Below are 22707 nucleotides of genomic sequence, written 5' to 3' on the forward strand. Positions count from 1 at the left end.
GCCCCCGGGAACGCGTGCCGTGCAACCTTGTCGCAACCTCCGTGCTGCTTGTCTGGGTCCGGCTTCTTCTTCCGGGGCGGCGAAGGACGGCGACGATGTACGAGGAGATCCCGCGTGTGGAGTTCACCCCCGCGGCGGCCGGCCTGGTGCGGCGGCTGAGCGAGGCGCACGGGCCGCTGATGTTCCACCAGTCCGGCGGCTGCTGCGACGGAAGCGCGCCGATGTGCTATCCGGACGGCGAGTTCCGTACCGGGGGCTCGGACGTGCTGCTGGCGGAACTGGAGGTCGAGGGGGTGGACCGGCCGGTTCCGTTCTGGATGTCGCGCAGCCAGTACGAAGTGTGGAGCCACACCCGGCTCATCGTCGACGTGGTGCCCGGACGGGGCAGCGGTTTCTCCCTGGAGGCACCCGAGGGAGTGCGCTTCCTCATCCGCTCCCGTGTCATCGAGGCCTGAGCCCCGCACGGGACATCACGTTCCGGAACGCGGGGCGCGGTTCCAGTACGGCGGCAGAACCACTCGTTCGGAGGACGCGTCTCCCGCACGGCCTGACCCTCCGCTACGCCACACTTGCGGCCGAAAGCCGCGAAGTGGGCGTGGCGGAGGAGGACGACGATGGCCATTTCCATCTCTGTGGTGCTGCTGCTTCTGCTCCTTGCGGTGATCTTCGTGCGCAACTGCGCGCTGAAGTTCTCGCACGCCCTGGTCTGCGTCCTGCTCGGCTTCTTCCTGGCGGGTACGAGCATGGCGCCCACCATTCACGAGGGCCTGATCGCCACAGCGCAGATCGTCGGCAGCCTGCACCCCTGACGCCCGGCTCGCGGGTCAGGGCGCTTCGAGGCCGACCAGCCGGGCCAGCGCCTCGCGGTGGGCGCCCGCGGTGCCGTACGCGATCGAGTCCGCCTTGGCCCGCTTCAGGTACAGGTGGACCGGATGCTCCCAGGTCATGCCGATGCCGCCGTGCAGTTGCAGCGCCTCCTCGGCCGCGTGGACGGCGACGGGCCCCGCGTAGGCCTGGGCGACGGCGACCGCCACGTCGGCGCCCTCCTCCCTGGCGAGCGCGTCGGCCGCGGACCGGGCGGCGGCGCGGAGGCCGGCGACCTCCAGCCACAGCTGGGCGAGCCGGTGCTTGAGCGCCTGGAAGCCGCCGACGGGCCGGTTGAACTGAGTGCGCTCCTTCAGGTAGCGCACGGTCTCGGTCAACGTCCAGTCGACGAGGCCGAGTTGTTCGGAGGCGAGCAGTCCGGCGCCGGCCCGCAGCGCCCGGTGCACGGCGGGCCCGGCGTCGCCCAGCCGGCGGCCCCGTACGGCGTCGAAGGAGACGGCCGCGAGCGGCCGGGTCAGGTCCAGCGACACCTGCGGGGTGATGGTGGCGTCGTCCGCGTCGACGGCGTAGAGCGCGCCGTCCTCCGCGGGCACGAGCAGCACGTCGGCGACCGCCGCGTCCGCGATGCCCGTCAACTCCCCGTGCAGCAGCCCGGATTCCAGCCGTACGGTCCTGAAGGCGCCCGGCGCGGTGTGCAGCCCGACCGCGAGGGCGCCGATCGCACGACCGGACGCCAGACGGGACAGGAGCCCGGCGCGGTCGTCACCCGTGCAGGCCAGCAGCGCCTCGGTGGCGACCACGGCGCTGGTGAGGTACGGGACGGGAGCCACCGCGCGGCCCAACTCCTCCAGGACTACGGCCGCTTCGCGGTGTGTGGCGCCCTGGCCGCCGTGCTCCTCGGGCACCAGCAGACCGGCCAGGCCCATTCCGTCGGCGAGCGTCTTCCACAGCGCGAGGTCGTGCGAGGCGTCCGTCTCGGCGCGCGCGATCACGTCCGCCGGGGCGCAGTGGTCGGTGAGCAGGTCCCGGACGGCGGCGCGCAGCGCCTCTTCCTCCTCCGAGTACAGCAGGTCGGGTTCGGCGCTCGTGGTGCTCATCGGGCGAGGTCCTTCCAGGCGACGTCCTTGTCGGTGCGCGGCTCGGCGGGCAGTCCGAGGACGCGCTCGGTGGTGGCCGGCGGGTGCGCGGCCAGCAACTCGCCGGTGCGGCAGCGCAGTTCGTCGGCGTCGGTCATGCGGCGACTCCGTTCTCCAGGGCGGGCACCACGGCGACGCGGCCGGTGGTGGCTCCGTCGGCCACCCGCTGGACGGCGGCCGCGGCCCCGGCCAGCGGCACCCGCTCGCTCACCAGCGGTTTGATCGCGCCCCGGGCGGCCAGGTCGGTGAGCTGCTCGTGGCAGTGCCGGACCAGCTCGGGGTTCTTGGTGTTGTACAGGCCCCAGTGCAGGCCGACGATCGAGTAGTTCTTGACGAGTGCGTGGTTCAGCGCCGGGCTGGGGATGGTCCCGCCGGCGAAGCCGACGACGAGGATCCGGCCCTCGAAGGCGACGGCCTTGGCGGACTGGGCGTAGGCAGTGCCGCCGACCGGGTCGTAGACCACGTCCGCGCCCCGGCCGCCGGTGGCCTCCTTCACGGCGGCGACGACGTCCTCGGTGTGCCGGTCGATCACCACGTCGCAGCCCAGCTCGCGGGCCACGGCGGCCTTCCCGGCACCGCCGGCGACACCGATGACCCGGGCGCCGGCCGCCTTGCCGAGCTGCACGGCCGCGCTGCCGACGCCTCCGGCGGCGGCGTGGACGAGCAGGGTCTCGCCGGCCTCCAGGCGCGCCCGGCGGTGCAGGCCGAACCAGCCCGTCTGGTAGCCGATGTGCAGGGCGGCCGCCTCGGCGTCGTCCAGCGCGTCGGGGGCGGGCAGTACGGCGTCGGTGGCGGCGACCGCGTACTCGGCGAAACCGCCGTGCGGCAGCTCCGGGTTGGCGATCACCCGGCGGCCGTCCTCCGTCTCGCCACAGATCTCCACGCCCGGGGTGAAGGGCAGCGGCGGCATGATCTGGTACTGGCCGCGGCACAGCAGCGCGTCAGGGAAGTTGATGTTGGCGGCACTCACCTTGAGCAGGATCCGGCCCTCGCCCGGGACGGGCGGCTCGGTCTCCTCCAGCCGCATCACCTTGCCCGGCTCGCCGTTGTCGTGCACTCGCCATGCCTGCATGCGCCGCCTCCAGGGGGACCGCGTCGTCGCGTCGTCTGACCGGGGTCGATCGCATACTAAGCAGTCGCTTGCCTATCCGGGAACACCCCGTGGTCAGCCGTCCTCGCCACCGCGCGCCGGCCGCGCCCGTACGTGCATGCGCTCGCCCTGCGGCCCGAACAGGCTCAGGAACTCCACCGGCCCCTCCCCCGTCGACCCGAACCAGTGCGGTACGCGCGTGTCGAACTCCGCCGCCTCCCCGGCCGTGAGCACCACGTCGTGCCCGCCGAGCACCAGCCGCAGCCTGCCGGACAGCACGTACAGCCACTCGTAGCCCTCGTGGGTCCGCGGGTCCGGTTCGAGCCTGCGCCGCGGTTCCAGCACCTTGAACGCCTGAAGGCCGCCCGGCTGCCGGGTCAGCGGCCAGTGGGTGCGGCCGCCGCGCACGATCGGCTCGGCCCGAACCCGCGGATCGCGCACCGGAGGGGCTCCGACCAGTTCGTCCAGCGGCATCCGATGGGCCTGGGCGATCGGGAGCAGCAGCTCCAGACTCGGCTTGCGCAGGCCCGCCTCCAGGCGCGACAGGGTGCTGACGGAGATCCCGGTCGCCTCCGCGAGGGCGGCGAGGGTGACCTCCCGTTCCTTGCGTATCCGGCGCAGCCGGGGGCCCACATCGGCCAGAACGTCCTCGATGCTCATGCCTCGATACTGCTGCCTCGCTTGCCGAACCAGCAAATGCGTTTGTCAGTCCGGCACTGGACCGGCGACCTTCTCGATGGAGGTGGTCACCATGACCGAGAAGAGTGAGAAGACGGAGCCGGCCGAGAAGTACGAGGCCGTCGTCGTCGGAGGCGGCGCGGCGGGCCTGTCCGCCGCGCTGGTCCTCGGCCGAGCCCGGCGGCGCACGCTGGTCGTCGACGCGGGCGAGCCGCGCAACGCGCCGTCCGCGCACATGCAGGGCTTCCTGTCCCGGGACGGTATGTCCCCGGAGCGGTTCCTCGCCGCCGGCCGCGAGGAGATCGAGCGGTACGGGGTCGAACTGGTCCGGGACCGGGCGGTGGAGGCCGTCCGGGACGCCGACGGCGAGTTCGACGTGACGCTGGCCGGCGGGCGTACGGTCCACGCCCGGCAGATGGTCGTCGCCACCGGCCTGAAGGACGAGCTCCCGGCGGTCCCGGGCCTCGCCGAACGCTTCGGCCGCGACGTCCTGCACTGCCCGTACTGCCACGGCTGGGAGGTGCGCGACCAGGCCTTCGGCGTGCTCGCCACGACCCCGCTGAGCGTCCACCAGGCGCTGATGGTGACCCAGTGGTCCAAGGACGTGACGCTCTTCCTGCACCGGGTCGCCGAGGACGAGCTGAACGACGACGACCTGCGCCGACTGGCCGCGGCCGGCGTCCACGTGGTGCCCGGCGAGGTGGCCGGGATCGTCGTCGAGGCGGACCGGCTGACCGGGGTCCGCCTTGCCGACGGCACGACGCACGCCCGCGAGGCGCTCTTCGTCGCGCCGCGCGCGCTGCCGCAGACCGACCTCCTCCAGCAACTGGGCGCCGAACTCCGCGAGACGCCGTTCGGCGCCTTCCCGGTGATCGACGAACGGGGCCTGACAACCGTCCCGGGCCTGTGGTCGGCCGGAAACGCGAGCGGCTTCGCCGAACAGGTGATCAACGCAGCCAGCCGCGGCTACCGCGCCGGCGCCGCAATCAACGGCGAGTTGCTGTTCACCGACCTCGACGCGGCGGTGGCGGCGGGGAGCACGGCCCGGGTGTAGGGGGCGCCCGGGTGCAGGCGGCGCCCACGCGCAAGGCGACGTCCGGGTGTAGGACGGCGTCCCGCGTTGCACCATGGCTGCATGTTGCTCGCGCGGTTGGCTCGGGTTTCGCGGGAGGTTGCTGCCGCCTCGGCTCGGTCCCGGAAGATCGTTCTGCTTGCGGAGTTGTTCCGGGAGGCGGGGGCGGAGGATGTGCCGGTCGTCATTCCTTATCTGGCGGGCCGGCTGCCGCAGGGGCGGCTCGGGGTGGGCTGGAAGGTGCTCGGCCGCCGGGTCGCCCCGGCCGCCGAGGCGTCTCTCACCGTGCGCGAGGTGGACGCCCGGCTGAGCGAGCTCGGCAAGGTCTCCGGCACCGGATCCCAGGCGGAACGCTCCCGGATCGTCGGTGAGTTGATGGCCGCGGCGACCGAGGACGAACAGCGGTTCCTGCTGGGGCTGCTCACCGGCGAGGTCCGGCAGGGGGCGCTGGACGCCATCGCCGTCGAGGCGCTGGCCGGGGCGACGGGCGCGCCCCCGGTGGACGTGCGGCGGGCGGTGATGCTGGCCGGATCGTTGCAGACGGTGGCCCAGGCCCTGCTCGCGGACGGCCCACCGGCGCTGGAGCGCTTCCGGCTCACCGTCGGCCGCCCGGTCCTGCCGATGCTGGCGCACAGCGCCTCCTCCGTGGCCGAGGCGGTCGAAAGGCTCGGCGCGTGCGCCGTCGAGGAGAAACTCGACGGCATCCGGGTCCAGGTCCACCGGGACGGCGACACCGTACGGGTGCACACCCGCACCCTGGACGACATCACCGACCGGCTTCCGGAACTGACGGCGGTCGCAAGGGAATTGAACGGCGAGCGGTTCATCCTGGACGGCGAGGTCATCTCCTTCGGGGCGGACGGGCGGCCGCGCTCGTTCCAGGAGACCGCCGGACGCGTGGGCTCGCGCGTCGACGTGGCCACGGCCGCCGAGGCCGTCCCCGTCTCCCCCGTCTTCTTCGACGCGCTGTCGGTCGGCGACCGCGACCTGCTCGACCTGCCGCTGACCGAGCGCCACGCCGAGCTGGCCCGTCTGGTGCCGGAGCCGATGCGGGTCAGGCGCACCCTGGTGTCCGGACCGGACGATGTGGGCGAGGCCGAACGGTTCCTGGCCGAGACACTGCGGCGCGGCCACGAGGGCGTGGTCGTCAAGGCCCTCGACGCCGGCTACAGCGCGGGCCGGCGAGGCGCGTCCTGGCTCAAGGTGAAGCCCGTGCACACCCTGGACCTGGTGATCCTGGCCGCCGAGTGGGGCCACGGCCGCCGCACCGGCAAACTCTCCAACCTGCACCTGGGCGCACGCACCGCCGACGGCGGCTTCGCGATGCTCGGCAAGACGTTCAAGGGGATGACGGACGCCATGCTGGCCTGGCAGACCGAGCGGCTGGGCCGGCTCGCCGTCGAGGACGACGGCTGGGTGGTGACCGTACGTCCCGAACTCGTCGTCGAGATCGCCTACGACGGCCTGCAGCGGTCCACCCGCTACCCCGCGGGCGTCACCCTCCGCTTCGCCCGGGTCGTGCGCTACCGCGAGGACAAGCGGCCCGAGGACGCGGACAGCGTCGCGACGCTGCTGGCCGCGCACCCGGAGGTCGCGCCATGAGCGCCCGGCGGGGTCGGCGCAGTGCCGGCCTGCTGCTGTACCGGCGCTCCGGCGACGGCCTGGAGGTGCTCCTCGGACACATGGGCGGCCCCTTCTTCGCCCGGCGGGAGGCGGGGGCGTGGACGGTGCCGAAGGGCGAGTACGACCCGGAGGAACCCGCGTGGGAGGCGGCCCGCCGCGAGTTCCGGGAGGAGCTGGGGCTGCCGCCGCCGGACGGGGAGGCCGTGCCGCTGGGCGAAGTCCGGCAGACGAACGGCAAGACCGTCACCGCCTGGGCGATCGAGGGCGACCTCGACCCGGCGGCGATCGTCCCCGGCACGTTCACCATGGAGTGGCCGCCGCGGTCCGGACGCGCCCAGGAGTTCCCGGAGCTCGACCGGGTGGCCTGGCTCGGTCTGGACCGGGCCCGCGAGGTGATCGTCACGGCCCAGACCGCGTTTCTCGACCGCCTGGCCGAGCACTCGCTCTGACGAGGACCTCACGCGTTGCGATCGGCACCGCGGCGCGGGAAGGTCGAAGCACAGCCCGCTCCCCGGGGAGGTCAGCCATGTCCATCGCCACGGTGAACCCGGCCAACGGCGAGACGCTCAAGACGTACGAGGCCATGGGCGAGGAGGAGATCGAGCGCCGGCTCCAGCTCGCGCAGGCCACGTTCCGTACGTACCGGACGACGGCCTTCGCCGAGCGGGCACGGCTGATGAACAGGGCCGCCGCCCTCCTCGACGAGGACCGGGAGGAGATCGCCCGTGTCATGACCACGGAGATGGGCAAGCCGGTCAAGCAGGCGCGCGCGGAGGCCGCGAAGTGCGCCAAGGCGATGCGCTGGTACGCCGAGCACGCCGAGGAACTGCTCGCCGACGAGCGGCCCGCCGAGTCGGACGTGAAGGACTCCGGGGCCTCCCGCGCCCTGGTCCGCTACCGGCCGCTCGGACCGGTGCTGGCCGTCATGCCCTGGAACTTCCCGCTGTGGCAGGTGGTCCGCTTCGCCGCGCCCGCCCTGATGGCCGGCAACGTCGGCCTGCTCAAGCACGCCTCCAACGTGCCGCAGACGGCCCTGTACCTGGAGGACCTGTTCCACCGGGCGGGCTTCGCCGAGGGCTGTTTCCAGACCCTGCTCATCGGCTCCGGAGCGGTCGACGACATCCTGCGCGACGAGCGTGTGAAGGCGGCCACCCTGACCGGCAGCGAGCCGGCCGGGCGGGCGGTGGCGTCCACCGCCGGGGAGATGATCAAGAAGACGGTGCTGGAGCTGGGCGGCAGCGACCCGTTCATCGTGATGCCGTCCGCCGACATCGACCGGGCCGCCGGGGTCGCGGTGACCGCGCGCGTGCAGAACAACGGCCAGTCCTGCATCGCCGCCAAGCGGTTCATCGTGCACACGGACGTCTACGACGCCTTCGCCGAGCGTTTCACCGCCGGTATGAGGGCGCTGCGGATCGGCGACCCGTTGCAGGAGGACACCGAGGTCGGGCCGCTGTCCAGCGAGCGGGGCCGCGCGGACCTGGAGGAGCTCGTCGACGACGCCCGGCGCGGCGGGGCCCATGTGATGTGCGGTGGCGAACGGCCCGACCGGCCCGGCTGGTACTACCCGCCGACCGTGCTGTCCGGCATCACCCGCGAGATGCGCATCCACCGCGAGGAGGCGTTCGGTCCGGTGGCCACGCTGTACCGGGCGGCCGACCTCGACGAGGCGGTGCTCATCGCCAACGACTCGCTCTTCGGCCTGAGTTCCAACGTCTGGACCGAGGACGAGACCGAGGTGGAACGGTTCGTACGGGACCTGGAGGCGGGCGGGGTGTACTTCAACGGGATGACCGCCTCGCACCCCGCGTTCCCGTTCGGGGGTGTGAAGCGGTCGGGGTTCGGACGTGAGCTGTCCGGGCACGGAATCCGCGAGTTCTGCAACATCACCACCGTGTGGCACGGGGCGTGAGCCTTCCACGGCTACGATCCCCTTTGTGAACCGCGAAGTGACTCTCCCTCTGATCGTCGACGACCGCGGTACCTTGCAGGTGGCCGCGGCCGACGTGAGCAAGCTGCTGCGCACGGTCGGTGGGCGGTGGCTGCGGCTGGTGGAGGCCGGCCAGGAGGGTCTCGACGAGGATACGGTGGCCGCGCTGACCATCGAGCTGGCCAAGCTGGCCGACCGCATCGACGTGGCCTGCATCGCCCACAGCAGCGGAACCGCCTCCGGCTGACCGGACCGACGGCACGGACGGGCCGGCGGGACCAACCGGGCTGACGGGCTCGACGTGGCACGCGGTCGGCTGCCGTGACCCGGCAGGCGCTTCAGCACGGCCGCCAAGCCCCCCGTGTTGCCATTCCCGTCCCGTCCCGCGAGCCGGTGAACCTTTCCGGTCGCAGCACTACCGCCCGGCCCCGCCCCGAGACACGGAGCCCGGCCGTGCGCCTGCGCGGCGTCCGCGCCGCAGGCTCGGCATGGACGGCGGCTGCCTCCGTGCGGGCCCGGTGCCGTACTCCTGAAGGCTGACGCCGACGCCCGCCCCCGACGGCCCAGGAGGCGCGGCTTCGATCTTCCTGTGGTGGGTGGCGGGTGGAGCAGGCCGCGGGGCCCGTGACGGAACGCGACCACAACGCTGTGAACAGGCGCTTTCCGGCCGCGGGAGCCGGTTTCCCGTCCTCCCGAACCGAGTCTCGCGAGCCCGCCGGGCCCTGTCCGCCGTCGCCGGATTGGAGTAGTTCCGCGAGAAGATCGTCGCTCTCTCGGGCGATCGTGGATGAGCCACCCTTCTGGTGCACCACCCTCTGACCGGGGGGCAACCGGCCTTCCGGAAGGCGAAAGCAGGCACGGCTCATGGCGACTTTGTGCAGACCCTCGGTGTCCGTTCCAGAGCACGTGATCACGATGGAGGAGACGCTGGAGCTCGCGCGGTCCCGCCACGCGGACCACCCGCAGCTCCCCCTGGCCCTCCGGCTGATCGAGAACACCGGCGTGCGGACCCGGCACATCGTTCAGCCCATCGAGGAGACCCTCAAGCACCCCGGCTTCGAGGAGCGCAACAAGCTCTACGAGGAGGAGGCGAAGGCCCGGGTCCCCGCGGTCATCCAGCGGGCTCTCGACGACGCCGAGCTCCTGGCCCGGGACATCGATGTCATCATCTACGTGTCGTGCACGGGCTTCATGATGCCCTCGCTCACCGCGTGGCTGATCAACGAGATGGAGTTCGACTCGACCACCCGGCAGCTGCCCATAGCCCAGCTGGGCTGTGCCGCCGGGGGCGCCGCGATCAACCGGGCCCACGACTTCTGCACGGCCTACCCGGACGCCAACGCGCTCATCGTGGCCTGCGAGTTCTGCTCGCTGTGCTACCAGCCCACCGACCTCGGCGTCGGCTCCCTGCTCTCCAACGGCCTGTTCGGCGACGGCATCGCCGCGGCCGTGGTCCGCGGCACCGGCGGAACGGGCGTCCGGCTGGAGCGCAACGGCTCGTACCTGATCCCCAAGACCGAGGAGTGGATCGCCTACGACGTCCGGGCGACCGGCTTCCACTTCATGCTGGACAAGCGGGTGCCCACCACGATGGAGCCGCTCGCCCCGGCCCTGCGGGACCTGGCCGGAGTGCACGGCTGGGACGCGTCCGACCTGGACTTCTACGTCATCCACGCAGGCGGCCCGCGCATCCTCGACGACCTCAGCAAGTTCCTGAACGTCGAGCCGCACGCGTTCCGGTTCAGCCGGGCCACGCTCACCGAGTACGGCAACATCGCCAGCGCCGTCGTCCTGGACGCGCTGCGCCGGCTGTTCGACGACGGCGGCACCGAGGACCGGGCGCGCGGACTGCTCGCCGGGTTCGGTCCCGGCATCACCGCCGAGATGTCGCTCGGCTACTGGCAGGCCGGGGGCGGGGCATGACCGAGGAGACGCTCGTCGAGGAGGCACGCACCGGGACGGTGCCGCCGCTCTGGCACTGGCCGGCGTTCGACCTGACGGGCGTGGCCTTCGACCCGGTGCTCTCCGAGCTGATGGAGCAGGGCCCGGTCACCCGTATCGAGCTGCCCAACGGCGAGGGCTGGGCGTGGCTGGTGACCCGCATGGACGACATGCGGACGGTCACCAACGACCCCCGGTTCAGCCGCGAGGCGGTCATCGACCGGCAGATCACCCGGCTGGCCCCGCACTTCATCCCGGCCCGCGACGCGGTCGGCTTCCTGGACCCGCCCGACCACACCCGGCTGCGCCGCGCGGTCGCCCCCGCCCTCACCGCGCCCGGTGTCGAGCGGGTGCGGGACAGCGCTCGCCGGATGCTGGACGAACTGGTCGACGACCTGCTCGCCAACGGCCCGCCCGCCGACCTGACCGCCGAGGTGCTCAGCCCGTTCCCGATCGCGGTGATCTGCGAGCTGATGGGGGTGCCGGTCGCGGACCGGCAGGGGATGCACGCCTGGACCCGGCTGATCCTGTCCTCCGCGCACGGCGCCGCCGTCAGCGAGCAGGCCAAGGAGGAGATGGGCACGTACTTCGCCGAGCTCCTCGACGCCCGCGCGGACAGCCCCGGGGAGGACATCGCCTCGCTGCTCGGGACCGCCGTGGCACGCCGTGAGATCGCCCTGGCGGAGGCCGTGGGGCTCGCGATCCTCCTCCAGATCGGCGGCGAGGCGGTCACCAGCAACAGCGGGCAGATGTTCCACATCCTGCTGACCCGTCCCGAGCTGGCCGACCGGCTGCGCGCGGACCGGCGGATGCGCCCCCGGGCCATCGACGAGCTGCTGCGCTACATCCCGCACCGCAACGCGGTCGGGCTGTCCCGGATCGCCCTGGAGGACGTGGAGATCAAGGGGGTGCGGATCCGGGCGGGCGACGCGGTCTACGTGTCGTACCTGGCCGCCAACCGCGACCCGGACGTCTTCCCCGACCCCGGGACGATCGACCTCACGCGCAGTCCGGACCCGCATGTGGCGTTCGGCTTCGGCCCGCACTACTGTCCGGGCGGCCAGTTGGCCCGGCTGGAGGCGGAGCTGCTGGTGGACGCCCTCCTTGACCGGGTGCCGAATCTGCGGCTCGCGGTGTCCCCGGAGCACGTGCCCTTCAGGAAGGGCGCGTTGATCCGGGTGCCCGAGGCCCTGCCCGTGACGTGGTGAGCCGGCGATGAGCACGGAAGGGCTGCTCGTACCGCCGGGCCAGGGCCGCGTCGTCGAGGCGCCGGCCCAGCGCGTGACGTTCAAGGTGACCGGCTCGCACTCGCGGACCGCGTCCACCTTCGAGGTGGAGGTCCCGCCGGGCTTCGACGTCGGCGCCCATGTGCACACCCGCAGCGAGGAGTTGTTCTACGTGCTCGAGGGCGAGCTGGACGTGCTCGCCTTCGAGCCGCGGATCCGGACCCCCGACCACTGGCAGCGGTGGGAGTCCCCCTCCGGCAACCGCGTGGTGCGGGCGACCCCGGGCACGGTCATCGTCGTCCCGCCGGGCTGCCCGCACGCCTTCGCCAACCCCACCGACACCCCCGCCAAGATGTTCTTCCAGGCGTCCCCACCGCCGGACCACGAGCGGTACTTCGAGGAACTGCTGGAGATCCTGGGCAACGGGGGCCCGCCGGACCACACGGCGATCGAGGCCCTCAGAAGGCGCTACGACATCGACCAACTGACGCCGCTGCGGCACCGCTAGCGGATCGGCATGCCCGAGATCGTGCGGGAGATCACCAGCCGCTGGATCTCGCTGGTCCCTTCGAAGATGGTGTAGATCGCCGCGTCGCGGTGCATCCGCTCCACCGGGTACTCCCGGGTGTAACCGTTGCCGCCGAGGATCTGGATGGCCTGGGCCGTGACCTTCTTCGCGGTCTCGCTGGCGAACAGCTTGGACATCGAGCCCTCGGCGGCCTCGAACGGCCTGCCGTTGACCGCCATCCACGAGGCCCGCCAGACCAGCAGCCGGGCGGCGTCGATCTGTGTGCGCATGTCGGCGAGCTGGAAGGCGACGCCCTGGTTGTCGATGATCGGCCGGCCGAACTGCTCCCGCGTCCTGGCGTAGTCCAGGGCGACCTCGTAGGCGGCCCGGGCGGTGCCGACCGCCATGGCGCCGACGGCGGGGCGGGACGCCTCGAACGTGGCCATCGCCGCGTTCTTCACCCTCTCACCGCCCTTCCGGGCCTTCTCCCGGGCGCGGGCGAGCCGCTCGTCGAGCTTCTCCTTGCCGCCGAGCAGGCAGGCCCCGGGAAGGCGTACGCCGTCCAGGACCACCTCGGCGGTGTGCGAGGCGCGAATGCCGTGCTTCTTGAACTTCTGGCCCTGCGTCAGTCCCGGTGTGCCCGGCGGGACGATGAAGGAGGCGTGGCCCTTGGAGCCGAGTTCGGGGTCGACGGAGGCGACGACCACGTGCACGTTGGCGATGCCGCCGTTGGTCGCCCAGGTCTTGGTGCCGTTGATCACCCATTCGTCCTTGGCCTCGTCGTACACCGCGCGGGTGCGCATCGAGGCCACGTCGGAGCCGGCGTCGGGCTCGGAGGAGCAGAAGGCGGCGACCTTCACGTCGCTCGGGTCGCCGTACATCTGCGGGATCCAGGTGCCGATCTGCTCCTCGGTGCCGTTGGCGAGGACGCCCACGGCGGCGAGGCCGGTGCCGACGATGGACAGGGCGATGCCGGCGTCGCCCCAGAACAGCTCCTCCATGGCCATCGGGATGCCGAGGCCGGTGGCGTCGAAGTACTGCTGGGCGTAGAAGTCGAGGGAGTAGATGCCGACCTTGGCTGCCTCCTGGATGACCGGCCAGGGGGTCTCCTCACGCTCGTCCCATTCGGCGGCGGCCGGGCGGATCACATCGGCCGCGAAGCCGTGCAGCCAGTCCCGGACCTCCTTCTGCTCTTCGTTGAGCTCCATGGTGAACTCGGCCATGTCCCCTCCAGCGGCGCACCTGCGTGTTACTTGCGGTAACGGTACTATGTTACCGCTCAGTAGAAAAAGTCAACTTCCGATCATTCCCCGGCAGCCCGTTCGAGGTATCCGACCCCGTCAGTGTTACTTTGCGCAGGCGTCACCGAACCAGCACGGGTGGGGAGATCTCATGGACACCACGCAGCGGACCGATCAGCAGCGGTCCGCCGACCGCCGACGGCGCGAGCTGCTGGAGGCCGCCGACCGGGTGGTGCTGCGCGACGGCCCGCACGCGTCGATGAACGCCATCGCCGCCGAGGCCGGCATCACCAAGCCGATCCTCTACCGCCACTTCGGCGACAAGGGAGGGCTGTACGCCGCCCTCGCCCAGCGGCACACCGACGCCCTGCTCGGCTCCCTGCGGGCCGCGCTGGACGCCCCCGCGGACCGGCGGGAGCGCGTGGAGTCGACGCTGGACACCTACCTCGCGGCCATCGAGGCCCGCCCGCAGGTCTACCGCTTCCTGATGCATCCGGCGGAGGGTGGCCAGGGCACCGACCAGGGCTTCGACGTCGGCAAGCACTCCGCCCCGCTGCTGCGCCGCATGGGCGAGGAACTGGCCCGGGTCATCGAGGAGCGGCTCGACCTGGGTCCCGCCGGGCAGCAACTGGCCCGTGTGTGGGGCCACGGCATCGTCGGCATGATGCACGCGGCCGGCGACTGGTGGCTGGGCGAACGGCCGTGCTCGCGGGCGGAACTGGTCCGCAGCCTGGCGGACCTCCTGTGGGGACGGCTGGCGGCGGTGGGCGACAAGATGGGCGGCCCCGGGTTCTGAGCCGCGCCCGCGGGCACGGCGCTCATCACCGTGCGGCGGCTCCGCCGCGGGGCGCGAACGGCCGCCGACGGCCCGCGGCCGCGCGGAGGTTCACCGCCCCCACGGTGCCCGCGCGGCCTGCCTCAGCAGCCGGCTGCGCCGCCATCCCGAGAGGCGGTCGGCGTACACCCGGCCGTCGAGGTGGTCGCACTCGTGCTGGAGGCAGCGCGCGAAGAACCCCGTCCCGTGCACGGTGACCGGCTCCCCGGTCACCGAAAAGCCCTCGACCACCGCGTGGTCGTAGCGCTCCGTCCCCGCCTCCAGGCCCGGCAGGGACAGGCAGCCCTCCGGACCGCGGATCTCCACTCCGTCCGCCTCCACCAGCCGCGGGTTGACCACATGGCCGAGGTGGCGCACGTCCTCGTCGTCCGGGCAGTCGTACACGAAGACGCGCAGCGGCAGCCCGATCTGGTTCGCGGCGAGGCCCACGCCGCGCGCCGCGTACATCGTCGCGAACAAGTCCTCCACCACCTGGAACAGTTCGGGACCGAAGTCGGTGACCTCCTCGCAGGGGGCGTGCAGAACGGGGCTGCCGAGCAGGGAAAGGGGCCGGACGCGCCCGCGGGCGCCCGGGATCGAGCCATGTCGCATGGCGGCAAGGGTACGGTTCCATGTGCCCCTGCCTGCCGCGCTGGCATGGGCCGGGATTCGGGAGCTCAACGGATCTCGATAGGCTGAGCTCCACACCACGTTGCCGGATGGCTCAGGGCGCGGCGCGTACGCAAGGAGGATCGAGAACTGATGGCAGGCAACTCGGACCCGCTCACGCCGCGGGCCAAGCTGGCCGTGACCGCGGGCAAGGCGGTCGCTGCGGCATCGCGTGCCGCGGGACGCGGCAGCGGTTCGGTGATCGGCGGTCGAGTGGCCCTCAAGCTCGACCCCGATCTGCTCGCCCGGCTCGCCACGCACCTGGACGTGATCCTGGTCTCGGCGACCAACGGCAAGACGACGACCACCCGGCTCATCGCCGAGGCGCTGCGGGCCGCGGGGCCGGTCGTCTCCAACGCGCTCGGCGCGAACATGCCCGCGGGCATCACCTCGGCGCTCGCCGGCGGCTCGGACGCCAAGTTCGGCGTGATAGAGGTCGACGAGAAGTACCTCGCGGGCGTGGCCCGGGACACATCTCCCAAGTGCATCGCGCTGCTCAACCTGTCCCGCGACCAGCTCGACCGGGCCGGCGAGACCCGGATGCTCGCCGAGAACTGGCGCGAGGCGCTGAGCGGCTCCAAGGCCGTGCTTGTCGCCAACTGCGACGACCCGCTGGTGGTATGGGCCGCGTCCTCGTCCCCCAACGTGATCTGGGTGGCCGCCGGGCAGATGTGGAAGGACGACGCCTGGTCCTGCCCCTCCTGCGGCGGAGTGATGCAGCGTCCGGGCGACGACTGGTACTGCGGCGAGTGCGGCTTCCGCCGGCCCACCCCCAGCTGGGCCCTGTCCGGCGACCACGTCCTCGACCCGCACGGCTCGGCCTGGCCGATCCACCTTCAGCTGCCGGGCCGCGCCAACAAGGCCAACGCCGCCTCGTCCGCGGCCGTCGCCGCCGTCTTCGGGGTGCCGCCGCAGGTCGCCCTGGAGCGGATGTACCAGGTGCAGGCGGTCGCCGGCCGCTACGACGTCGTCCAGTTCCAGGGCCGCGACCTGCGCCTGCTGCTGGCGAAGAACCCGGCCGGCTGGCTGGAGACGTTCTCCCTGATCGATCCGCCGCCCACCCCGGTCATCCTGTCGGTCAACGCGCGCAGCGCCGACGGCACCGACACGTCCTGGCTGTGGGACGTCGACTACACGCGCCTGACCGGCCACCCGCTCTTCGTGCTCGGGGACCGGAAGCTGGACCTCGCGGTGCGCCTGGAGGTGGCGGGCCAGCAGTTCCAGGTCTGCGACAGCCTGGACCAGGCCGTGCAGCAGGCCCCGGCCGGCCGGATCGAGGTCATCGCCAACTACACCGCGTTCCAGGACCTGCGCCGCCGCGTCGGCAACTGACCACAAAGGACGACCACTTCATGAGCGACAACCAACTGCGGCTGGTGTGGATCTACCCGGACCTGCTGAGCACCTACGGCGACCAGGGCAACGTCCTCGTGGTGGAGCGCAGGGCCCGCCAGCGCGGCCTGGACGTGGCCCGTCTCGACGTGCGCAGCGACCAGCCGATCCCGACCTCCGGCGACATCTACCTGATCGGCGGCGGCGAGGACCGGCCGCAGCGGCTGGCGGCGGAGCGGCTGCGCCGCGACGGCGGTCTGCACAAGGCGGCCGAGAACGGCGCGATCGTCTTCTCCGTCTGCGCCGGGTACCAGATCCTCGGCCACGAGTTCGTCAACGACCTCGGGCAGCGTGAGCCGGGGCTCGGCCTGCTCGACGTCGTGTCGGTGCGCGGTGAGGGCGAGCGGTGCGTAGGCGACGTGCTCGGCGACGTCGACCCGCGGCTCGGCCTGCCCCAGCTGACCGGGTTCGAGAACCACCAGGGCGTCACCCACCTCGGCCCCACCGCCCGCCCGCTCGCCCAGGTCCGCCTGGGCAGGGGCAACGGCACGGGCGACGGCACGGAGGGTGCGTACAACGACACCGTCTTCGGCACGTACATGCACGGGCCGGTACTGGCCCGCAACCCGCTGATCGCGGACCTGCTGCTGAAGCTGGCGCTGGACGTGAACGCGCTGCCGCCGATCGAGGACCACTGGTACGAGGCACTGCGCAACGAGCGCATCGCGGCTGCGCAGCAGCCTGCGTAGGAACAGTTGCGCAGCAGCCTGCGTAGGAACAGTTGCGCAGCAGCCTGCGTAGGAACAGCTGCGCAGCAGCCTGCATAGTGACAGTTGCGCAGGCTGCGCAGGCCGCCTGGGCGGCCCCGGCGGGAGCCCGTCTGGCACGGTGTCCGCACAGGTGAGCGGGCCCGTCCAGCAGGCGGACGCACGGTTCGGCCCGACCGCCCGGTGCCGCTAGGGTGGCGGGGACCGACCGGACAGTGTGGTCCGGTCCCCACGCCCACGTTGAGAAGGTTATCCGGGCTATGCGCATTGGCGTCCTCACCTCCGGCGGCGACTGTCCCGGCCTGAACGCCGTCATCCGGTCCGTCGTGCACCGTGCCGTCGTCGACCACGGCGACGAGGTCATCGGCTTCCGCGACGGCTGGAAGGGCCTCCTGGAGTGCGACTACCTCAAGCTCGATCTCGACGCGGTGAGCGGCATCCTCGCCCGCGGCGGGACCATCCTCGGCTCCTCCCGGGTCCGTCCCGAGCACCTGCGGGACGGCGTGCGGCGGGCCAAGGGCCATGTCGAGGAGCTGGGGCTCGACGCGATCATCCCGATCGGCGGTGAGGGCACGCTCAAGGCGGCCCGGCTGCTGTCGGACAACGGCCTGCCGATCGTCGGCGTGCCCAAGACCATCGACAACGACATCGCGGTCACGGACCTCACCTTCGGCTTCGACACCGCCGTGACCGTCGCCACCGAGGCCCTGGACCGGCTGAAGACCACCGCCGAGTCCCACCAGCGGGTGCTGATCGTGGAGGTGATGGGCCGTCACACTGGCTGGATCGCGCTCCAGTCCGGCATGGCGGCCGGCGCCCACGCCATCGTCGTCCCCGAACGCCCCTTCGACATCGAGGAGTTGGCGGCGAAGGTCGGCGAACGTTTCGCGGCGGGCAAGCGGTTCGCGATCGTCGTGGCCGCGGAGGGCGCCAAGCCCCGTGCGGGCACCATGGACTTCGACGAGGGCGGCAAGGACGTCTACGGCCACGAGCGGTTCGCCGGCGTCGCCCGGCAGCTCTCCCTCGAACTGGAGCAGCGGCTCGGCAAGGAGGCCCGGCCGGTGATCCTCGGGCACGTCCAGCGCGGCGGCACGCCGACGGCGTACGACCGGGTGCTGGCCACCCGGTTCGGCTGGCACGCCGTGGAGGCGGTGCACCGCGGGGAGTTCGGCCGGATGACGGCGCTGCGCGGCACGGACATCGTGATGGTGTCCCTGGCCGAGGCGGTGGCGACCCTCAAGACGGTCCCCGCGGAGCGGTACGCCGAGGCGGAGTGCGTGCTGTAGAACACGCCGCGCGTCCCCACCGCCCCCGGTCGCGGACGCGGCCGGGGGCGGTTCTACTCTGGGTGCGGACAGACAGCTGTGGACAGACAGCGCACAATCCCCACGAATCAGGAGCCGGCGGATGGATCACAGCGGGCACGGCACGATGCACGATCTGCCGCCGTTCACGCTGGGACGCGGTCTCGAGTGGTCCGCGGACCCGTTCTTCCTCGTCGCCTGCCTGCTGGGGCTCGGCCTGTACGGCTGGGGTGTGGTGCGGCTGCGGCGGCGCGGCGACGCCTGGCCGGTGGGGCGGACGGTGGCGTACGTCATCGGTGTGCTGACCGTGGCCCTGGTGATGTGCACCAAGCTGAACGACTACGGCATGGTCATGTTCAGCGTGCACATGGTCCAGCACATGATCATCAGCATGCTGTCGCCGATCCTGATCCTGCTCGGCGGCCCGATCACGCTGGCGCTGCGCGCGCTGCCGGTGGCCGGAAGGGGCCGCAAGGGTCCGCGTGAGCTGCTGCTGGCCCTGCTGCACAGCCGGTACCTGCGGGTCGTCACGCACCCCGCCTTCACCATCCCGATGTTCGTCGCGAGCCTGTACGCCCTGTACTTCACTCCGCTCTTCGACTTCCTGATGGGCTCGAGGGCCGGGCACATCGCGATGATGGTGCACTTCCTCGCGGTGGGCCTGGTGTTCTTCTGGCCGATCATGGGCGTGGACCCGGGCCCGAACCGGCCGGGTCACCTCATGCGGATGCTGGAGCTGTTCGCGGGCATGCCGTTCCACGCGTTCTTCGGCATCGCGCTGATGATGGCGACCACGCCCATGGTCGACACCTTCGTGAACCCGCCCGCCTCGCTCGGCATCGACGCCCTGACCGACCAGAACGCGGCCGGCGGCATCGCCTGGGCGTTCAGTGAGATCCCCTCGGTCCTGGTGCTGCTCGCCCTGCTCTTCCAGTGGTACAAATCCGAACAACGACAGGCCCGCCGCAAGGACCGCGCCGCGGACCGCGACGGCGACAAGGAACTCGAGGCGTACAACGCATACCTGGCGTCCCTGAACGCACGGGGCAACTGAGCCCATCCTCATCCGGACGGTCCGGGGGCGCGGCATCACCGCCGCGTCCCCGGACCGTTCGCGTCCACGCGGCCCAGCGGTGCGGGCCGGTACCCCCATCCGGCCCGCCGCCCGGCGCAGCGGACCATCAGCCGCGAGAGCACCGCTCGCCGCCGTCGCCCGTGGCGGTCCCCGTCGGGCCCTTCGCTCCCGGCCGGCCATCCCGCATCGCCTCCCCGCGCCCCCGCCGGTGCCCCGCGACCGACCGTCGTCGCACGGCCCCCGGCGCTGCCGGGCCCGGGTTACCCGGCCCGGGGCGCCGCCTTGTGGTGGGGGTGAGGATGAAAGCGGCTTGTCGTGGGGGGATGCCGATGGGCCGAATCGGGGCACCATGGAGGTTACGGACCATGAGGAGGGTGCCGGGATGCACGAATCCACGGACGGTTCCACGAAGGCGATGGGGGTGCTCACCGTCGGCGCGCTCGTCGCGGTGACGGCCTACACGGTGGCGCTCGGCGGCAACGGCTGGCTGTGGTTCGGCTGGGTCGTGCTGGGCCTGGTCACGCTGGGCATGGTCGTCACCCGCGGCACCTGAGGAGGGTCACTCCCCGGTGAGCCGCGTCGCCGAGTGGACGCCCGGCTGGTACTTCGGCAGCCGGGCGCTGATCTTCATGCCCGCGCCCTGCGCGGTCTCGATGACCAGTCCGTGGTCGTCGCCGTAGACCTGCCGGAGCCGGTCGTCGACGTTGGACAGGCCGATGCCGCCGGAGGGGCTGTCCTCTCCCGCGAGGATGCGGCGCAGCAGGCCGGGGTCCATGCCGGCGCCGTCGTCCTCGATGACGACCACCGCCTCGGCGCCCTCGTCGCGCGCGGTGATCCTGATGTGGCAGGTGCCGGTCTTGCCCTCGAGGCCGTGCTTGACGGCGTTCTCCACCAGCGGTTGCAGGCACAGGAACGGCAGGGCGATGGGGAGCACCTCGGGCGCGATCTGGAGGGTGACCGACAGGCGGTCGCCGAATCGGGCCCGTACGAGCGCCAGGTAGTGCTCGATGGCGTGGAGTTCGTCGGCGAGCGTGGTGAAGTCGCCGTGCCTGCGGAACGAGTAGCGGGTGAAGTCGGCGAACTCCAGCAGCAGGTCCCGCGCCCGCTCGGGGTCGGTGCGGACGAACGAGGCGATCACCGCGAGCGAGTTGAAGATGAAGTGCGGGGAGATCTGCGCGCGCAGGGCCTTGATCTCGGCCTCGATGAGCCGGGTGCGGGACCGGTCGAGGTCCGCGAGCTCCAGTTGCACGGAGACCCAGCGGGCGACCTCGGCCGCGGCGCGGGCCAGCACGGCCGACTCGCGGGGCGCGCAGGCGACGAGGGCGCCGTGGACGCGGTCGTCGACGGTGAGCGGGGTGACGACGGCCCAGCGCACCGGGCAGTCCGGAGTCCGGCAGGTGAGCCGGAAGGCCTCGCCGCGGCCGGTCTCCAGGGGCCCGGCGAGGCGTTCCATGATCTCGGTGCGGTGGTGGCCGCCCACACCGTCCCAGGCGAGGACCCGCGCGTCGTCCGTGAGGCACAGGGCGTCGGTGCCGAGCAGGGAGCGCAGTCGGCGGGCCGACTTGCGGGCGGTCTCCTCCGTCAGCCCGGCCCGCAGCGGGGGTGCCGCGAGCGAGGCGGCGTGCAGGGTCTGGAAGGTGGCGTGCTCCACGGGGGTGCCGAGCCCGCCGAGGGTCTGCGGGCGGGCGGTGCGCCGGCCGAGCCAGTACCCGGCGGCGAGCAGCGGCAGCGCGGCCACGCACAGCCCGGCCAGGAAGCCGCTCATGCCTTCACCTCCGCCCGCAGCTGCTCCGGCAGGTGGAACCGGGCCAGGACGGCCGCGGTGCCGGCCGGCACCCGGCCGGGCGTGGCCAGGGACACCAGCATCATCGTGAGGAAGCCCAGCGGCACCGACCACAGGGCGGGCCAGGCGAGCAGCGCGTGCAGCGGCCCGGTGCCCGGGAAGCCGGCCATGGTCACGGCGACGGCGACGAGCGCGGCGCCGCCGCCCGCCAGCATGCCGGCGGCCGCGCCGGGCGGGGTGAGCCGCCGCCACCAGATGCCGAGGACGAGCAGCGGGCAGAAGGAGGAGGCGGACACCGCGAAGGCGAGCCCGACGGCGTCGGCGACGGGCAGCCCGCCGACCAGGACGCTCGCCGCGAGCGGTACGGCCATGGCGAGCACCGTGCCCAGCCGGAAGTGGCGTACGCCGCGCGAGGGCAGCACGTCCTGGGTGAGCACCCCGGCCACCGCCATGGTCAGGCCGGAGGCGGTCGACAGGAACGCCGCGAACGCGCCGCCCGCGACCAGCGCGCCCAGCAGGTCCCCGCCGAGGCCGCCGATCACCCGGTCGGGCAGCAGCAGTACGGCGGCGTCCGCGCTCCCGGTGAGGGTGAGTTCGGGGGCGTAGAGGCGGCCGAGGGCGCCGTACACCGGGGGCAGCAGGTAGAAGGCGCCGATCAGGCCGAGCACGGCCACCGTGGTGCGGCGGGCGGCCACGCCGTGCGGGCTGGTGTAGAAGCGGACGACGACGTGCGGCAGGCCCATGGTGCCGAGGAAGGTGGCGAGGATCAGCCCGTAGGTGGCGTACAGCGGGCGTTCCTCACGGCCCGCGGCCAGTGAGGTGGACATGCCGCCGCTGCCGCCGCGCTCGGCCACCGGGACTTCGGCGCCCCGGGCGAAGGTGAGCCGGGTGCCGCCCTCGACGCGGTGCGTCCCGGCCGGCAGGCTCACCCGCCGCTCGTGGTGGGCGCGGCGGTCGACGGTGCCGGTCACGGTGACGGTGAGCGGGCGCTCCAGCCTGAGGTCGAGGGTTTCCGCGACGCGTACGGTGCGCTGCTCGCGGAAGGCGGTCGGCTCGTCGTAGGCACGGTGTGGTGCCCCGTCGCCATGCCAGGCCAGGACGAGGAAGAGGGCGGGGACGAGCAGTGCGGTCAGTTTCAGCCAGTACTGGAAGGCCTGGACGAAGGTGATGCTGCGCATCCCGCCCGCGGCGACGATGGCCACCACGACGACGGAGACGATCACTGCGCCGAGCGCGGCGGGCGCCCCGGTCAGTACCGCCAGGGTGAGTCCGGCTCCCTGGAGCTGCGGCAGCAGGTACAGCCATCCGACGCCGACGACGAAGGCGCCCGCGAGCCGCCGCACGCCCTGGGAGGCGAGCCGGGCCTCGGCGAAGTCGGGCAGCGTGTAGGCCCCGGACCGGCGCAGCGGGGCGGCGACGAACAGGAGCAGGACCAGGTAGCCGGCCGTGTAGCCGACCGGGTACCACAGCATGTCGGCGCCCTGGACGAGGACCAGTCCGGCTATGCCCAGGAACGAGGCCGCGGAGAGGTACTCCCCGCTGATGGCGGCCGCGTTCAGGCGCGGGCCCACGGTGCGGGAGGCGACGTAGAAGTCGGAGGTGGTGCGGGAGATGCGCAGGCCGAAGGCGCCGACGAGGATGGTGGCCACCACGACGAGGGCGACGGCGGGGACGGTGTAGGCGGAGTTCACGG

Annotated in this window: 23 protein-coding genes and 1 pseudogene; 16 read left to right on the top strand and 8 right to left on the bottom strand. The window is 72.5% G+C overall.

The window, feature by feature from the left end:
• The first annotated feature begins 95 nt into the window (after positions 1-95).
• Together ACWEK3_RS34455 and ACWEK3_RS34460 are read left to right on the top strand one after the other, a co-directional pair.
• Positions 96-455, top strand: coding sequence for a DUF779 domain-containing protein (locus tag ACWEK3_RS34455; protein ID WP_361414648.1), 360 nt, complete (start codon positions 96-98; stop codon positions 453-455).
• 159 nt (positions 456-614) lie between these two features.
• Positions 615-809, top strand: coding sequence for a hypothetical protein (locus ACWEK3_RS34460; protein WP_361414650.1), 195 nt, complete (start codon positions 615-617; stop codon positions 807-809).
• Between the two features lie 15 nt (positions 810-824).
• Here the strand turns inward: ACWEK3_RS34460 and ACWEK3_RS34465 are convergent, their stop codons facing one another.
• From ACWEK3_RS34465 to ACWEK3_RS34480, 4 genes are all read right to left on the bottom strand, one after another.
• Positions 825-1922: an acyl-CoA dehydrogenase family protein gene (locus ACWEK3_RS34465; RefSeq protein ID WP_453251465.1), complete on the bottom strand. Its 1098-nt coding sequence runs from the start codon at positions 1920-1922 to the stop codon at positions 825-827.
• Positions 1919-2059: a hypothetical protein gene (locus ACWEK3_RS34470; protein ID WP_453251472.1), complete on the bottom strand. Its 141-nt coding sequence runs from the start codon at positions 2057-2059 to the stop codon at positions 1919-1921. The genes ACWEK3_RS34465 and ACWEK3_RS34470 overlap by 4 nt, the downstream gene beginning before the upstream one ends.
• Positions 2056-3033, bottom strand: coding sequence for an NADPH:quinone oxidoreductase family protein (locus ACWEK3_RS34475; protein ID WP_450542481.1), 978 nt, complete (start codon positions 3031-3033; stop codon positions 2056-2058). The genes ACWEK3_RS34470 and ACWEK3_RS34475 overlap by 4 nt, the downstream gene beginning before the upstream one ends.
• A gap of 93 nt (positions 3034-3126) precedes the next feature.
• Positions 3127-3711: a helix-turn-helix domain-containing protein gene (locus ACWEK3_RS34480; RefSeq protein WP_361414656.1), complete on the bottom strand. Its 585-nt coding sequence runs from the start codon at positions 3709-3711 to the stop codon at positions 3127-3129.
• Between the two features lie 76 nt (positions 3712-3787).
• Here ACWEK3_RS34480 and ACWEK3_RS34485 point away from each other — a divergent pair, with 76 nt between their 5' ends.
• From ACWEK3_RS34485 to ACWEK3_RS34520, 8 genes and pseudogenes are all read left to right on the top strand, one after another.
• The gene (locus tag ACWEK3_RS34485) at positions 3788-4783 is read left to right on the top strand and encodes an NAD(P)/FAD-dependent oxidoreductase (protein ID WP_450542485.1); all 996 of its coding nucleotides are present in this window, start codon (positions 3788-3790) and stop codon (positions 4781-4783) included.
• A gap of 81 nt (positions 4784-4864) precedes the next feature.
• Complete coding sequence (locus ACWEK3_RS34490) at positions 4865-6403, top strand: ATP-dependent DNA ligase (RefSeq protein WP_450542487.1); 1539 nt, start codon at positions 4865-4867, stop codon at positions 6401-6403.
• The gene (locus ACWEK3_RS34495; protein ID WP_450542489.1) at positions 6400-6873 is read left to right on the top strand and encodes an NUDIX domain-containing protein; all 474 of its coding nucleotides are present in this window, start codon (positions 6400-6402) and stop codon (positions 6871-6873) included. The genes ACWEK3_RS34490 and ACWEK3_RS34495 overlap by 4 nt, the downstream gene beginning before the upstream one ends.
• A gap of 77 nt (positions 6874-6950) precedes the next feature.
• Positions 6951-8336 carry an NADP-dependent succinic semialdehyde dehydrogenase gene (locus tag ACWEK3_RS34500; protein WP_450542491.1) on the top strand — a complete coding sequence of 462 codons (1386 nt, stop codon included), beginning with the start codon at positions 6951-6953 and terminating at the stop codon, positions 8334-8336.
• 25 nt (positions 8337-8361) lie between these two features.
• Positions 8362-8601 (top strand): DUF6213 family protein, encoded by a 240-nt coding sequence (locus ACWEK3_RS34505; protein WP_141363213.1) that lies wholly within the window; start codon positions 8362-8364, stop codon positions 8599-8601.
• Between the two features lie 608 nt (positions 8602-9209).
• Positions 9210-10277 (top strand): annotated as a pseudogene (locus ACWEK3_RS34510) (type III polyketide synthase); the annotation flags it as partial.
• Positions 10274-11503 carry a cytochrome P450 gene (locus ACWEK3_RS34515; RefSeq protein WP_450542493.1) on the top strand — a complete coding sequence of 410 codons (1230 nt, stop codon included), beginning with the start codon at positions 10274-10276 and terminating at the stop codon, positions 11501-11503. The pseudogene ACWEK3_RS34510 and the gene ACWEK3_RS34515, both read left to right, overlap by 4 nt.
• Before the next feature lie 7 nt (positions 11504-11510).
• Positions 11511-12029 carry a cupin domain-containing protein gene (locus tag ACWEK3_RS34520; protein WP_376549838.1) on the top strand — a complete coding sequence of 173 codons (519 nt, stop codon included), beginning with the start codon at positions 11511-11513 and terminating at the stop codon, positions 12027-12029.
• On the opposite strand, the gene ACWEK3_RS34525 is transcribed toward ACWEK3_RS34520, so the two are convergent.
• Positions 12026-13252 carry an acyl-CoA dehydrogenase family protein gene (locus ACWEK3_RS34525; protein ID WP_450542495.1) on the bottom strand — a complete coding sequence of 409 codons (1227 nt, stop codon included), beginning with the start codon at positions 13250-13252 and terminating at the stop codon, positions 12026-12028. The two genes, ACWEK3_RS34520 and ACWEK3_RS34525, sit on opposite strands and share 4 nt — an antisense overlap.
• 169 nt (positions 13253-13421) lie before the next feature.
• On the opposite strand from ACWEK3_RS34525, the gene ACWEK3_RS34530 reads away from it, so the two are divergent.
• Positions 13422-14066 (top strand): TetR family transcriptional regulator, encoded by a 645-nt coding sequence (locus ACWEK3_RS34530; protein WP_361414673.1) that lies wholly within the window; start codon positions 13422-13424, stop codon positions 14064-14066.
• Positions 14067-14156: 90 nt separating this feature from the next.
• Here the strand turns inward: ACWEK3_RS34530 and def are convergent, their stop codons facing one another.
• Positions 14157-14696, bottom strand: a complete 540-nt coding sequence (gene def / locus ACWEK3_RS34535; protein WP_376409837.1) for a peptide deformylase — start codon at positions 14694-14696, stop codon at positions 14157-14159.
• A gap of 150 nt (positions 14697-14846) precedes the next feature.
• Here def and ACWEK3_RS34540 point away from each other — a divergent pair, with 150 nt between their 5' ends.
• From ACWEK3_RS34540 to ACWEK3_RS34560, 5 genes are all read left to right on the top strand, one after another.
• Entirely contained in the window at positions 14847-16085 is a 1239-nt protein-coding gene (locus ACWEK3_RS34540; RefSeq protein ID WP_450542498.1) for a MurT ligase domain-containing protein, read from the top strand.
• A gap of 20 nt (positions 16086-16105) precedes the next feature.
• Positions 16106-16834 carry a type 1 glutamine amidotransferase gene (locus ACWEK3_RS34545; protein WP_376549830.1) on the top strand — a complete coding sequence of 243 codons (729 nt, stop codon included), beginning with the start codon at positions 16106-16108 and terminating at the stop codon, positions 16832-16834.
• A gap of 278 nt (positions 16835-17112) precedes the next feature.
• Entirely contained in the window at positions 17113-18138 is a 1026-nt protein-coding gene (locus ACWEK3_RS34550; RefSeq protein WP_384428144.1) for a 6-phosphofructokinase, read from the top strand.
• A gap of 121 nt (positions 18139-18259) precedes the next feature.
• Positions 18260-19210, top strand: coding sequence for a cytochrome c oxidase assembly protein (locus tag ACWEK3_RS34555; RefSeq protein WP_390726525.1), 951 nt, complete (start codon positions 18260-18262; stop codon positions 19208-19210).
• A gap of 403 nt (positions 19211-19613) precedes the next feature.
• The gene (locus ACWEK3_RS34560; RefSeq protein ID WP_450542500.1) at positions 19614-19784 is read left to right on the top strand and encodes a hypothetical protein; all 171 of its coding nucleotides are present in this window, start codon (positions 19614-19616) and stop codon (positions 19782-19784) included.
• Between the two features lie 6 nt (positions 19785-19790).
• Here the strand turns inward: ACWEK3_RS34560 and ACWEK3_RS34565 are convergent, their stop codons facing one another.
• Together ACWEK3_RS34565 and ACWEK3_RS34570 are read right to left on the bottom strand one after the other, a co-directional pair.
• On the bottom strand, positions 19791-20996 hold the full coding sequence (locus ACWEK3_RS34565; protein ID WP_384428149.1) for a sensor histidine kinase: 1206 nt from the start codon (positions 20994-20996) through the stop codon (positions 19791-19793).
• Positions 20993-22705 (bottom strand): sodium/solute symporter, encoded by a 1713-nt coding sequence (locus ACWEK3_RS34570; protein WP_453251466.1) that lies wholly within the window; start codon positions 22703-22705, stop codon positions 20993-20995. Before ACWEK3_RS34570 ends, ACWEK3_RS34565 begins: the two co-directional genes overlap by 4 nt.
• Positions 22706-22707: the final 2 nt, after the last annotated feature.

The sequence above is a fragment of the Streptomyces sp. NPDC004721 genome (assembly GCF_053601495.1).

Bases quoted from the DNA above. Each gene is read 5' to 3' on its own strand.
- def (WP_376409837.1), bottom strand. From the start codon at position 14,696: ATGCGACATGGCTCGATCCCGGGCGCCCGCGGGCGCGTCCGGCCCCTT.
- ACWEK3_RS34460 (WP_361414650.1), top strand. From the start codon at position 615: ATGGCCATTTCCATCTCTGTGGTGCTGCTGCTTCTGCTCCTTGCGGTG.
- ACWEK3_RS34525 (WP_450542495.1), bottom strand. From the start codon at position 13,252: ATGGCCGAGTTCACCATGGAGCTCAACGAAGAGCAGAAGGAGGTCCGG.
- ACWEK3_RS34550 (WP_384428144.1), top strand. From the start codon at position 17,113: ATGCGCATTGGCGTCCTCACCTCCGGCGGCGACTGTCCCGGCCTGAAC.
- ACWEK3_RS34530 (WP_361414673.1), top strand. From the start codon at position 13,422: ATGGACACCACGCAGCGGACCGATCAGCAGCGGTCCGCCGACCGCCGA.
- ACWEK3_RS34485 (WP_450542485.1), top strand. From the start codon at position 3,788: ATGGAGGTGGTCACCATGACCGAGAAGAGTGAGAAGACGGAGCCGGCC.
- ACWEK3_RS34555 (WP_390726525.1), top strand. From the start codon at position 18,260: ATGGATCACAGCGGGCACGGCACGATGCACGATCTGCCGCCGTTCACG.
- ACWEK3_RS34475 (WP_450542481.1), bottom strand. From the start codon at position 3,033: ATGCAGGCATGGCGAGTGCACGACAACGGCGAGCCGGGCAAGGTGATG.
- ACWEK3_RS34565 (WP_384428149.1), bottom strand. From the start codon at position 20,996: ATGAGCGGCTTCCTGGCCGGGCTGTGCGTGGCCGCGCTGCCGCTGCTC.
- ACWEK3_RS34495 (WP_450542489.1), top strand. From the start codon at position 6,400: ATGAGCGCCCGGCGGGGTCGGCGCAGTGCCGGCCTGCTGCTGTACCGG.
- ACWEK3_RS34470 (WP_453251472.1), bottom strand. From the start codon at position 2,059: ATGACCGACGCCGACGAACTGCGCTGCCGCACCGGCGAGTTGCTGGCC.
- ACWEK3_RS34490 (WP_450542487.1), top strand. From the start codon at position 4,865: ATGTTGCTCGCGCGGTTGGCTCGGGTTTCGCGGGAGGTTGCTGCCGCC.
- ACWEK3_RS34515 (WP_450542493.1), top strand. From the start codon at position 10,274: ATGACCGAGGAGACGCTCGTCGAGGAGGCACGCACCGGGACGGTGCCG.
- ACWEK3_RS34520 (WP_376549838.1), top strand. From the start codon at position 11,511: ATGAGCACGGAAGGGCTGCTCGTACCGCCGGGCCAGGGCCGCGTCGTC.
- ACWEK3_RS34500 (WP_450542491.1), top strand. From the start codon at position 6,951: ATGTCCATCGCCACGGTGAACCCGGCCAACGGCGAGACGCTCAAGACG.
- ACWEK3_RS34465 (WP_453251465.1), bottom strand. From the start codon at position 1,922: ATGAGCACCACGAGCGCCGAACCCGACCTGCTGTACTCGGAGGAGGAA.
- ACWEK3_RS34480 (WP_361414656.1), bottom strand. From the start codon at position 3,711: ATGAGCATCGAGGACGTTCTGGCCGATGTGGGCCCCCGGCTGCGCCGG.
- ACWEK3_RS34545 (WP_376549830.1), top strand. From the start codon at position 16,106: ATGAGCGACAACCAACTGCGGCTGGTGTGGATCTACCCGGACCTGCTG.
- ACWEK3_RS34455 (WP_361414648.1), top strand. From the start codon at position 96: ATGTACGAGGAGATCCCGCGTGTGGAGTTCACCCCCGCGGCGGCCGGC.
- ACWEK3_RS34540 (WP_450542498.1), top strand. From the start codon at position 14,847: ATGGCAGGCAACTCGGACCCGCTCACGCCGCGGGCCAAGCTGGCCGTG.
- ACWEK3_RS34560 (WP_450542500.1), top strand. From the start codon at position 19,614: ATGCACGAATCCACGGACGGTTCCACGAAGGCGATGGGGGTGCTCACC.